12 protein-coding genes, 1 pseudogene and 1 riboswitch are annotated in these 11,597 nt (G+C 66.5%); of the genes and pseudogenes, 3 read left to right on the forward strand and 10 right to left on the reverse strand.

Annotated elements, in window-relative coordinates; all coding sequences use genetic code 11:
• Positions 1–1,511 (reverse strand): annotated as a pseudogene (locus GX543_RS11730) (glycine dehydrogenase (aminomethyl-transferring)); the annotation flags it as partial.
• A gap of 164 nt (positions 1,512–1,675) precedes the next feature.
• A riboswitch (glycine riboswitch) is annotated at positions 1,676–1,775 on the reverse strand.
• 355 nt (positions 1,776–2,130) lie between these two features.
• Here GX543_RS11730 and GX543_RS11735 point away from each other — a divergent pair.
• On the forward strand, positions 2,131–2,553 hold the full coding sequence (locus tag GX543_RS11735; protein ID WP_290852087.1) for a hypothetical protein: 423 nt from the start codon (positions 2,131–2,133) through the stop codon (positions 2,551–2,553).
• 15 nt (positions 2,554–2,568) lie between these two features.
• The gene (locus tag GX543_RS11740) at positions 2,569–2,730 is read left to right on the forward strand and encodes a hypothetical protein (protein ID WP_290852088.1); all 162 of its coding nucleotides are present in this window, start codon (positions 2,569–2,571) and stop codon (positions 2,728–2,730) included.
• Positions 2,731–2,773: 43 nt separating this feature from the next.
• On the opposite strand, the gene GX543_RS11745 is transcribed toward GX543_RS11740, so the two are convergent.
• The 7 genes from GX543_RS11745 to secA2 form a co-directional block, all read right to left on the reverse strand.
• Complete coding sequence (locus tag GX543_RS11745; RefSeq protein WP_290852089.1) at positions 2,774–3,337, reverse strand: MerR family transcriptional regulator; 564 nt, start codon at positions 3,335–3,337, stop codon at positions 2,774–2,776.
• Positions 3,338–3,667: 330 nt separating this feature from the next.
• The gene (locus GX543_RS11750; RefSeq protein WP_290852090.1) at positions 3,668–4,174 is read right to left on the reverse strand and encodes a bifunctional nuclease family protein; all 507 of its coding nucleotides are present in this window, start codon (positions 4,172–4,174) and stop codon (positions 3,668–3,670) included.
• 48 nt (positions 4,175–4,222) lie between these two features.
• Positions 4,223–4,906: a MerR family transcriptional regulator gene (locus GX543_RS11755; protein ID WP_290852091.1), complete on the reverse strand. Its 684-nt coding sequence runs from the start codon at positions 4,904–4,906 to the stop codon at positions 4,223–4,225.
• 41 nt (positions 4,907–4,947) lie between these two features.
• Positions 4,948–5,409, reverse strand: a complete 462-nt coding sequence (gene garA / locus GX543_RS11760; protein WP_366929070.1) for a glycogen accumulation regulator GarA — start codon at positions 5,407–5,409, stop codon at positions 4,948–4,950.
• Positions 5,410–5,735: 326 nt separating this feature from the next.
• Complete coding sequence (gcvH, locus tag GX543_RS11765) at positions 5,736–6,140, reverse strand: glycine cleavage system protein GcvH (RefSeq protein WP_290852093.1); 405 nt, start codon at positions 6,138–6,140, stop codon at positions 5,736–5,738.
• Positions 6,141–6,280: 140 nt separating this feature from the next.
• Positions 6,281–6,907: a CDP-alcohol phosphatidyltransferase family protein gene (locus tag GX543_RS11770; protein ID WP_290852094.1), complete on the reverse strand. Its 627-nt coding sequence runs from the start codon at positions 6,905–6,907 to the stop codon at positions 6,281–6,283.
• Positions 6,904–9,198: an accessory Sec system translocase SecA2 gene (gene secA2 / locus GX543_RS11775; RefSeq protein ID WP_290852095.1), complete on the reverse strand. Its 2,295-nt coding sequence runs from the start codon at positions 9,196–9,198 to the stop codon at positions 6,904–6,906. Before secA2 ends, GX543_RS11770 begins: the two co-directional genes overlap by 4 nt.
• 112 nt (positions 9,199–9,310) lie before the next feature.
• Here secA2 and GX543_RS11780 point away from each other — a divergent pair, with 112 nt between their 5' ends.
• Positions 9,311–10,135, forward strand: a complete 825-nt coding sequence (locus GX543_RS11780; RefSeq protein WP_290852096.1) for an META domain-containing protein — start codon at positions 9,311–9,313, stop codon at positions 10,133–10,135.
• Between the two features lie 13 nt (positions 10,136–10,148).
• Here the strand turns inward: GX543_RS11780 and GX543_RS11785 are convergent, their stop codons facing one another.
• The gene (locus GX543_RS11785) at positions 10,149–10,727 is read right to left on the reverse strand and encodes an alpha/beta hydrolase (protein WP_290852097.1); all 579 of its coding nucleotides are present in this window, start codon (positions 10,725–10,727) and stop codon (positions 10,149–10,151) included.
• 167 nt (positions 10,728–10,894) lie between these two features.
• On the reverse strand, positions 10,895–11,597 hold a 703-nt coding region (locus tag GX543_RS11790), incomplete at its 5' end, for a 3-keto-5-aminohexanoate cleavage protein (protein ID WP_290852098.1).

The raw sequence follows: 11,597 nt of genomic DNA on the forward strand, positions 1-11,597 counted from the left end.
AGCGCGATGTCCTTGTCCGACAGCATCCGCAGGTACCGCAGCATCGCGGTCTCGGTGCGGTAGAGGTGGAACGCGGGATGCGTCAGGTACTCGCTGGTGCGGTTGGCGATGTCAGTGCTGAACGCTGCCGGAGCGGCGGCTGCGGCGCCGAACGCGTCGATGACCTGCCCGATCTCCTCGGCCGTCGTCGTCTCGTCGCAGGCGATCCCGACGCGGTCGGCATCCACCAGCCGGAGGTTGATGTTGTGCCGCGACTTCGCCGCGTCGACGATCTGCTGCGCCTTGCCGTCCACACGGACCGAGAGGGTGTCGAAGAACGCGGCGTGCTCGACGGTGAACCCGGCGCCCGCCAGCCGGTCGGCGAGGTCGGCGGCGCGACCGTGGACGCGCTCAGCGATGGCCTTCAGGCCGCTCGGACCGTGGTACGAGGCGTACATCGCCGCCATGATCGCCAGCAGGACCTGCGCGGTGCAGATGTTGCTGGTGGCCTTCTCGCGGCGGATGTGCTGCTCGCGGGTCTGGAGCGCGAGGCGGTAGGCGATGTTGTCGTCGGCGTCCTTCGACACGCCGACCAGGCGGCCCGGCAGCTGTCGGGTGCGCTTGGCGTGCACCGCGAGGTAGCCCGCGTGCGGACCGCCGAAGCCCATCGGAACACCGAAGCGCTGAGTGGTGCCGAAGCAGGCATCGGCTCCCTGCTCGCCGGGAGGTGTGATGAGGGTAGCCGCGAGGAGGTCGACGCCCACGGCGATCAGTGCGCCGCGGTCGTGAGCGGCGTCGATGACCGCCCCGAGATCGGCCACGCGGCCGGATGCTCCGGGAGTCTGGACGATGACGCCGAAGAAGTCACCCTCGGGCAGGCCCGCGTCAGCGGCGCTCGAATCCAGCTCGGCCTCCACCACCTCGATGTCGAGCGGCAGCGCCCGGGTCTCGATGACGGCGCGTGTCTGCGGGAACAGATCGACGTCGACGACCAGTCGGTTCGACTTCGACTTGCCCGCGCGACGCAGCAGGGTCATCGCCTCGGCGGCGGCGGTGCCCTCGTCGAGCATCGAGGCGTTGGCGACCTCCATACCGGTGAGGTCGGAGACCATGGTCTGGAAGTTCAGCAGCGCTTCGAGACGACCCTGGCTGATCTCCGGCTGGTACGGCGTGTACGCGGTGTACCAGGCGGGGTTCTCGAGCACGTTGCGCTTGATGACGCCCGGGGTGAAGGTGTCGTAGTAGCCGAGACCGATCATCGAGCGCGCGACCACGTTCCGGTCGGCGAGCGCACGGATCGCAGCGGTGGCCTGGGTTTCGCTCAGCGGCGCCGGAAGGGCGTCGAGGCCGGGCGCCAGACCGTCGGGGCCGAGGCCGTCGGCGATCGACGTCGGAACCACCTTGGTGGCGATCTCGTCGAGCGACGAGACTCCGAGCACGTCGAGGATGACGGCGAGTTCGTCGGCATCGGGGCCGAGGTGGCGCTGGGCGAACTCCGAGGGCTGGGAGAACTCTGAGGCAGGGGTGGTCAAGAGGGCACCTTGATCTTCTCGGTCCGGACGGATTCCAGACTGGGCCCTCCCCCTCTGTCATGCTGCGTTTCCGCAGCGCCTGAGAGATTCGGCAGCGGAGAGACTCCGCTGCCTTTCACCGTGGGCGGGTGGGAGCGCACCCCCACCTCTTTCCAGAGACGCCGTCAGCAGCCACGGTCCCGGGTGCCTGAGAGTTTGACGGAGAGGTGTTGCTCCTTCGGCGGCTGTTCGGTGTCCCGAACAACGCTCTCCCGCGGCGTAGCGGCGCATGACCAGGCTACCAAGGAGTAAGAGCAAACCCGCAGCCTATGGCCGCAATTCTGATCACAGGCGAGAATCCCCCGTTTGCACTCTCGTCGCGCACCGGGATCGGCCCTAGTGTCGAATGGTGCCTCCCGGACCCTTTCCGCCATCTCATCCACCGCAGCGGCAGGGGCCTTTCGGACCGTCCCCCAGCGTGCCTGGCCCACGGCCTGGCCCCAGGCACGCACCGCATGTCGGCTCTGGCTACGACGCTCGCCCGCAGGCATGGCAGCACGCGCCGGCACCGGTCACATGGCGGCCCGCACCACCACCGCCACCACTACCACCAACCGCGGCGCACCTGCAGGCACCGCCGATGTACCCGCCGTACGGCGGCCTGCAGAGCGCCGCCGAACAGGCAGCGCTGGTCCGTCCGTGGCAGGTGACGTTCTACGCCTGGATGGTGATCATCGGATCGGTCGCGTGCCTGGTTGCGATCCTCCCGATCATGTTCGTCAACGACGCCACGTTGATGTCCTGGTGGGTCGATCTCGACGGCCAGGCGGATGTCACGGTGGAGGGCCTGCAGACGGCGCGGATCGTCGTGATCGTCGCCGATGTGTTGACCGCCGTCATCGTCGGTATCAACCTGCCACTCGGGATCGCACTGCTCCGGGGTTCGCGAGGGGCCTACCTGTACTTTGTGACGATGCTGGTGATCAACATCGTCGGCGTGGTCCTCCTGGTGGTGCTGATGGCGCTTCTCTTCTTCGTGACCCAGTCGGCCGTCTCCTACTAACGAAGGACAGCACTCGTGGACAGCGCTCCCATCCTCGCATTGCTCATCATGCTCGCCGTGCCGCTCGTATCGTTCATCTTCTACTGCTATCTGCTGATGAACCGCCGCACCAAGCAGTACTTCAGCAGGCAGAGCGTGGAGATCCGGCGTCAAGCCCGAAACCGCGGGCAGTACTGACGGTCGACCCCGCGCCGCGGCGTCGACTACCCGCCTGTCTCGACTACCCGGTCTGGCTGGTGCGGCTCTTGCGACGAGCGGCGAGTTCGTCCTCGGGCGCGGTCTCACTGACACCGCCGTCCGCGCGCTCGCCCGGGAAGTCGGCGATGGTCCCGGTGAGTTCACGCATCGCGCCCGACACCGCGATGCCGAAGACGCCCTGGCCGCCCTGCAGGAGATCGACGACCTCTTCCGCGGAGGTGCACTCGTACACCGTGGTTCCGTCGGAGAACAGCGTGATCCGCGCCAGGTCTTCCACACCGCGCTGACGCAGGTGGTCGACGGCCACACGGATGTTCTGCAAGGAGATGCCGGTGTCGAGGAGTCGCTTCACGATCTTCAGGACCAGGATGTCCTTGAAGGAGTACAACCGCTGGCTGCCCGATCCCGCGGCGGTACGGATCGACGGCACCACCAACGAGGTCCGTGCCCAGTAGTCGAGCTGCCGATACGTGATCCCGGCGATCTGACAGGCACTCGGTCCGCGGTATCCGACGAGCGCGTCTGGCACTGCCCCGTTAGGAAAGAGTCCGGGCGCGATGTCGTCCAGTCCCCCCTGCACAGGCACTGCACTGACCGACCCTGCATCGACCGACCCCGCATCTGCTGACGCAGCGTCGCCGGGCTGCAGGTCTGACGGAATTTCGCCCACGGTAGCTCCCTTACACAAGACTCGGGCCGCTCGTCCCTCATTCAAGGGTACCCCCGACCACTGACAAAGTGTCTGCCCTCGCTGACGCGATGGCGTTGGGATAGAAGTTATGGACTCGGCGACCCGCAATCAACGCGACTCGCGGTAAACCTCAACCTAAAGTTCAGGTGTAGACAAACGGTGACGCGGAGGAGACGCGATCGTTACCGTTCGAACCGGCGCGTCGCCCCCGCTCACTCGGTCCGATCAGCTTTCGGGTCCGAGGAAATCCTCCGGCGAGACCTGATCGAGGAACTCACGGAAGGCCTCGACCTCGTCATCGCTGGCGCCTTCGGGCGCATCGGAGTCGCCGGGCTCTTCGTCGGGCATGATCATCCCGGCGCCGTCCAGCACCTCGTCGACGGCGATGATCTGCGCGTCGCATCGCATGGCGACGGCGATCGCGTCGGAGGGCCGGGCTTCGACGATCACGTCGCCGTCGAAGACCATCTCGGCGTAGAAGGTCCCCTCCTGCATACCGACGATGCGGACCTGCTGGAGGGTTCGACCGAAGGCCTCGCAGAGATTGACGACCAGATCGTGGGTGAGCGGCCGCGGCGGCTCCACGCCGCGCTGCTGCAGGGCGATGGAAGCCGCTTCGCTCTGCCCGATCCAGATCGGCAGATAGCGGGCTCCGCTGACCTCGCGAAGCAACAGCACCGGCTGGTTCTGAGGAGGCTCCACCCGGATTCCCACGACGCGCATCTCACCCATGGTCTCGCCTCCTGAACTGCCTAGAAATACAGGTTACGCCGCAATCCGTCAGTCGAGTGCGGCTCGAACGGCGGCCTTGACCAGCTGCGTGTGCAACGTGACCGACAGGGCCGCCATCTCGCGGATCAATTCTTCGGCGCGGTCGCGAGCGCCGGTGCCCTTGCCCTTGGCAATGGGGCCGGCGATCTGCGCGACCAGCCCCGCTTCGCGGTCTGCGCTGATCTTGAAGGCCCGCAGGTGGCGGGACTCCAGGCCGAAGTTCGCCAACGCCGCGGCGGCCTCGACCAAGCGCACGGCATCCTCGTCGAAGAAGCCGCCCGGACCGGCCGAGAGCAGGCCGTTGCGAACCAGCTCGGAGATGAACGCGGAGTCGACTTCGGTCCGCTCGATGAGCGTTTCGCGGTCGACGCGTCCACCGCGCGACGAGAAGTCCGTGGCCGGAGCCACTGCGCTGCGCGCCGTCGACAGCAAGGTCGGACCGCTGCCACCGTTGGCGGCGTCGGTGTCGATCTCGTCGAGCTGGTCGCGGATCACCTTCAACGGCAGGTAGCGGTCACGCTGTGCCGTGAGGACGAAGCGCAGGCGCTCGCAGTCGCTGTCGCTGAACCGGCGGTACCCCGACGGGGCACGGTCCGGAGTGACCAGACCCTCGGCTTCGAGGAACCGGATCTTCGAGATCGTGACGTCGGGGAACTCTTCCCGAAGCACCGCCAGCACGGCACCGATCGACATGGTGCGGTCGCTGGCGGCACCTGCACGCGCAGCTGACGAGGTCACGACTGCGCGGCGCCCGACTCTCCGGCGCGCGGGCCGGACAGGAACACCAGACGGAACTTGCCGATCTGGACCTCGTCGCCGTTGGCCAGGGTCGCGGTGTCGACCGGCTCGCGGTTCACGTAGGTGCCGTTGAGGCTGCCGACGTCGACCACCTGGAAGTCGTCGCCGTTGCGGCGGAACTCGGCGTGACGACGACTCACCGTGACGTCGTCCAGGAAGATGTCACTATCGGGATGGCGACCCGCCGACGTAGTCGGCTGGTCGAGCAGGAATCGCGATCCTGCATTGGGGCCGCGCTTCACGACCAGCAAGGCCGTTCCCGGCGACAGCCGCTCGACACCGGTATCGGCCGGCTCGCTGGACGCCGATGGGGCGTCTACCTCTTTGATGAAGTCCTCGCGGAAGACCGAAGTCGTCTCCACGGGTGCCTCAAAGCCGTTGTCGTTACCGCTCACCAGATCTCCTTCATCGTCAACGCACCCCGTCGTGACGTGGCACTACACAGTCCCCGGGTGGGGCCTGCGATCAGCGTCAGTCGAGGTACCTGCGCGAACCGAAACACGCGGTGTTGCCGCTTATTTCAGTTCACTCGCTGTTACACGCGCATCCTTCGCCTCATCCTTGAGCGATGCGCCTGCGAGGCAGGAACTTCATATGTGAACCTACCGTTTTTGTCCGACCGCCGCCCATAGTCTGCGACGTTCGGCTTACAACAAATCATATCGACACGCTCCCGCGAAGCAGAGGCGCGTCACCGACATGGCACTTGCCAGTCGGCCGCCGGTCAGCTGCTGATGACCGCGCGATAGCCTTCCGCATCGAGCAGGCCGTCGAGCAGTTCGTCCAGGTCGACATCGGCGCCGACGACGATCTCGATCAGCCAACCATCGCCGTAGGGCGACGAGTTCACCAGCTCGGGAGCGCCGTCGAGGGCCTCGTTGGTCGCACCGACCGTACCGTTCAGCGGACCGAAGATGTCCGACACACTCTTGGTCGACTCCACCTCGGCAAACGACTCGCCGACCTCGATCTCGTCATCAGTTTCGGGCAGCTGGACGAAGACCACGTCCCCAAGAGCATCCTGAGCAAAGTCGGTGATGCCGACTCGGACGGTGTTCTCGCTGACCTTGCGAATCCACTCGTGCTCGTCGGTGTACCGAAGCTCGTCCGGGATCTGGGTGTCGCTCACGATTCGGCCTTCCTCAGGTGTGTCGAAACTCGGATTGTGCGCACCCGTCGATCGCGCCGTTGCGTCGGCGAATGCTCAATGACTGTAACGTGCGCGGGCTCGTGACCATGCATCAACCCGGCCCTTCGACCGCGGTGTGATCAGGCTGTTACCGCACTCCGCGGCATGCGCCGAATCACCATGCCGGTCTGCACCCAGTACAGAACCAGCGACCACAGATACAGGCCGGCACCCCACAGTAGGAAGGCCCAACCGATCGGGTAGGCGACGGTGCCGAGCCAGAAGTCCAACTCGCCGCCGAGCAGCCACGGGAACGCGCTCATCAGCGCAAACGTTGCAGCCTTGCCGATATAGAGGGTCGGCAGCGCGAGGACTCCGCGGGACTTCAGGAGCGGAGCGGTGGCGAACAGCAGCACGTCGCGGCCGATGATCACGCCGATCAGCCACCAGGGGACGATCTCGGCGATCCCGAAGCAGATCGGGATGATGATCACATACAACCGGTCGGCCGCCGGGTCGAGCAGGGCGCCCAGCTTCGACGACTGCCCCAGCCAGCGAGCCAGCTTTCCATCGAGCCAGTCCGTGAGCCCCGAGACCACCAGCACGATGATCGCCCAGCCGGCCGAGTCCTCCACCAGCAACAGCCAGATGAAGACCGGGACCAACAACAGGCGCAGCACGCTCAGGGCGTTCGGCACCGTCCAGATCGCATCGCTGCGCTCGGGTTCCACGGCACGGCTCGGATCGACGTCCGACGACCCGGTCATCGGAAGATGCCGACGATCCCCTGGACCGCCTGCGCACCGGCCGAGGCAAAGTGGTTCTCGTGAACCAGGTAGGTCCAGGTCATCGTTGATCGATGCAGCCCCTCGAGACCGAGATCGACGCCGTCTGCGGTGATGGTCGCGTTCACGAAGGTCTCGCGCGCGGCCGTCATCGCCTCCTCCGACAGCTTCGTGAACTCCGCGAAGATCAGCTTGTGGAACTCCTCGAGAGGGCTCTGCGCGCCCAGGGCACGCAGGTGGATGCTGGCCTGGACGTCGGCGATGTACGCCAGGTGGTCGGCCCAGACGCGGTCGAGGTGGTACAGCATGATCTGCCGTGCGGCCTCCACGAGCACCTCGTCGTCGATGTCTTCGGCAAGGCTCTCGTAGCGCTCCGGCTCCGCCGCTTTGAGGTCGGTGAGCGCCTGGTCGGTGGTCAGGATCGCCATTCGACGACGAACGATCGAGCTGCGCTGCTCATTGACCTGCTTGTTGTAGCTCCAGGTGTTGCTGTGCAACTGCAGCATCGCGCCCTCGGCGATCTTCTGTGCGTTCTGCACACTCTCGACGCCCCGGGCGCCCATCGATCCGTCCGACGAGACCGCCTGCTGCTCCCGCTGATGGGTGAGGTTCTTGGTGACCAGCGGATCCTCGAGGCTCGAGAAGAACACCGATCGCCCGGGGTCGCCCTGACGTCCCGCGCGACCGCGCAACTGGCTGTCGAGCCGCTCGGTGTCGTAGCGGCCGGTGCCGACCACGCAGAGACCGCCGAGCTCGACGACCTCCTCGCGCGCGGCGTCGTCGCCGCCGGAGCCGCCGAGGCGGATGTCGGTGCCACGACCGGCCATCTGGGTGGAGACCGTGACCGCGGACTTGCGCCCGGCCTCGGCGATGATGGCCGCTTCCTCGGCGTCGTTCTTGGCGTTCAAGACCACCGACGGAACCCCGGCGCGTTCGAGGAAGTACGCCAACTCCTCCGACTGCGCGACGTCGTGGGTGCCGATCAGGATGGGCTGGCCGGTCTCATGGATCTCGGCGACGAACTCGACGACGGCCTCGACCTTGTGGGCCTTGTTGTCGTAGACGCGGTCGGGCTCGTCCTCGCGGACGTTCGGTCGATTCGGCGGGATCTGGGAGACCTCGAGATTGTAGAACTGGCGGAACTGCTCGCCCGCGGCGAGCGCGGTACCGGTCATCCCGGCCACGCGCGGGTACCGGCCGATCAGCGCCTGCACGGTGATCGTGTCGATCACCTCGCCCGCCTCGGTCGGGTTGAGGCCCTCTTTGTACTCCACGGCCGCCTGCACACCGTCGGGCCAGCGCTGCAGCCGTGCCACGCGTCCGCGCGAGGCGTTGATCAGGTGGATCCCGCCGTCGCGCACGATGTAGTCGACGTCGCGCTCGAGGAGGTAGTACGCATAGAGGGCCACGTTCACGTGCACCAGCGTGCTGGAGACGTGCTGCTCGTCGTAGAGGTTGATGTCGCCGAGGGTCTGCTCCACGAACTGGGCGCCCTCCTCGGTCAGGGAGACGTTCTTACCGTCCTGATCGAGTTCGTAGTGCTTGGTCTTCAGATGCGAGACGACCTCGTGAATCGCGCTGTTCGGGATCTCGGCGTCGGTCGATCCGGCCAGGATCAGCGGAACCAGCGCTTCGTCGACGAGCACCGAGTCGGCCTCGTCGACGATCACGACATCCGGTTCCGGTGCGACGAGGTCGTCGGCGTTCAGTGCCAGGTGATCACGCAAGACGTCGAAGCCGATCTCGTTGACCGACGCATAGGTGACATCGGCGTCGTAGGCCTTCTGCCGCTCCTCGCGTGACGAGTGCTCGCTGATCGATGCCACCGAGATGCCGAAGAGCTCATAGAGCGGCTTCATCCAATCGGCGTCACGGGCGGCGAGGTAATCGTTGACCGACACGACGTGAACCTGATGCCCGTCGAGGGCGTAACCGATCGCGGCGATCGCGCCCGCAAGGGTCTTGCCCTCACCCGTGGCCATCTCGACGACGTCACCTTCGAGCATGCGGAGCGCGCCCTGCAGCTGCACGTCGAACGGCTTCATGTCGAGACCGCGAGCGCCGCCCTCGCGCACCATCGCCAGGAACTTGGCGCGGTCGGCGATCAGCGACAGATCCAGTTCGGCAGCTTCGCCGGCGAACTGGCCGTCCTCGAGTCCGGAGGCCCACTCGTCGTGACCCGCCGACTCCTTGATCATCGACAACGACTGCGACTGGTTGCGAGAGGTCTGCGCGCCGAGCATGCGCCACATCGCGTTGGTGAGTCTTCCCACGTGCTCCCTGTTCCTTCGAACTCGACCGAACTGCTGTAGACCGCGGTCGACGCGACGCGCCGCCGGGCCAATCGTGATCTACCGTACGCGGCCGTCCACTACCGTGGCGCACATGAGCATCGGTCCGCGCATCCCGCATCCAGCCCGCCGCCCCCGCCGACGCGTGGGGTCGGCCCTCGTCGGCGCCGTGTTGGTCGCTTCGACCCTCGCCGGTTGCTCGGACAGCGATGCGGAGACGCCGACCGATCCAGCGGATCTGAGCGGCCACACCTACCTCTCGAACACCGTGATCGGAGCACCGATCCCCGGTGGCGGCCCGCTGGTCCTGAGCTTCGACAAGAACCGGATGAGCGCGAATGCCGGCTGCAACGGGCACGGCGGCGAGGTGACGTTCGACGGAGACACGATGACGCCGGGTCCCCTCGCGGGCACCATGATGGCGTGCGCCCCACCGCACGACGAGACTGATCGCTGGGTGGCCGACCTGTTCGGGGCGCCCCTCACCTGGCACCTGGACGGCACCGAATTGACGCTCTCACGGGGCGACCAGCGGGTACTGCTGACCGAGCAGCAGAACAGGCCCATCACCGAGACCCGATGGCAGGTGACCGCGCTCGTCAAGAACGCCGGAGTGACGAGTTCCACGGTCCTCGAGCAGCGCAAACCGTTCTTCCGCATCGGCACCGACGGCAAGCTCACCGGCAACACCGGCTGCAACTCCATGACCGGCACCGCGACGGTGACCGGCGACGTCGTCGACTTCTCCGGGATCGCAACCACCCGCATGGCATGCGAACCAGAGGTGGCGGAGGTGGAGCAGACCGTCCTCGCCGCACTGAACGGTCCAGCTACCGTCACGGTCGACGGCGACGAGATGTCGCTGACGAATCGCGCCGACGGCAGTGTGGGACTGAGATTGACTGCCGTCGGCGACTGATTCGTCGGACTCGCTAGCCGGCGGCGTTGAGACCGGCGAGCTCGCGGAGTTCGGCGAGGAACTCGACCGCACGCGGCCACGGGCCGTAGCCGGAGGCCGGGTTCAGGTGCCCGACGGCACCGGCGTTGACCACTCGGCTGCCCCACGCGTCAGCCAGGGCCGTCACGGCCTCGACAGTCGCGAGCGGGTCGTCCTCGCTGGCGACGACGATGCTGGGCCACGGGAGCGGGTTGGTGGGAACGGGCCCCCAACCCCCCTCAGCGAACTGCTCCGGGCTCGGGTGCGGCGCGGCCATCGGCTGGGTCAGATCGGGCGGGGTGGCGAGCAGCGCGCCCGCGACAGGCAGCTCGGTGCGCTCGGCCCAGAACGCGACGGTCGGGCAGCCCGCACTGTGGGCGACGAGGATCACCGGACCGGTCGCCGAGGCGACCGTCTTCTCGAGGACGTCGAGTCGCGCCTCGAGGTCGACGGGGTCGCCTTCGACCTGAGGAACGATCAGGGCGTCGGAGAGGGCGCCGGCGAGCAGGGTCTGCCAGTGGTCTTCGACGTGTCCGCGGAGGCCGGGGACGATCACATAGGTGGGCTGGGTCATTTCGAGCTCCAAAACTGGGGGCTGCGTGCGCAGCGTGAGGTGAACAAGCGGGAATGAATAGGCGACGACGTAGGCCGTCCGCCGTCCCGGAGCGGGAGACACACACGCGGACGGAACGCCGTTGAGGCGTTCCGCCCGCGTGTCGTCATGCTCTCGGGAGGAAAGGATCAGGCGTGGCCGGTGAAGCCGATCTGGCCGGGCTGGCGGTTCGGTGCCCAACCAAGCTTGGCGAGCGTCTCATCAGCATCGGCGTACCACTCACCAATCCGGTAGATGTCACGCGCCTCCTTGCCGTCAGCAACCCCGCGACCGAGCTCCTCCGACAAACGCACCAACTGCTTGATCTGCTGCACCGAGGTCATCTTCTCGCCCTTGGCACCCCAGATGGTGTCCTCGTTGCCGCACCGGCTGTGCAGACCCAACGCGATCGCCAACGCATTCACCGGAGCCACCGAACGCATCAGCGTCTCCAACGTCAGGCACGCACCGTCCGGAACCCGCTGAATGAAGTTCATGATGTTGTACGGATTCGGGCCGTCGAAGCCACCACCGATACCGACCCACGTCAGGTTCAACGGACCGGTGTACTTGCCACGACGGATCAACCGCTCCACCGTCTCCAACTGCGGAATGCTCGAAAGCTGGAAATGCGGCTGAATACCCGCCTCCTGCAGACGACGCAGGTGCTCCTCCACCCACTCCGGACCCGCCGGAACCGTCATCTCACGGTAGGTGTCCGACAACTCCGGACGCGCCAGCGACGTACCGGCGATATCGTCCTCGGTCATCAACTCCATGATGTTCATCTGCGAGGTGTTGATCGCGATCGTCACCTGGTCCGGCTTCGGATCCAGCTCCGCCAGCATGTGA

The sequence above is a fragment of the Gordonia sp. (in: high G+C Gram-positive bacteria) genome (genome assembly GCF_012515855.1).
Lineage (GTDB): Bacteria > Actinomycetota > Actinomycetes > Mycobacteriales > Mycobacteriaceae > Gordonia.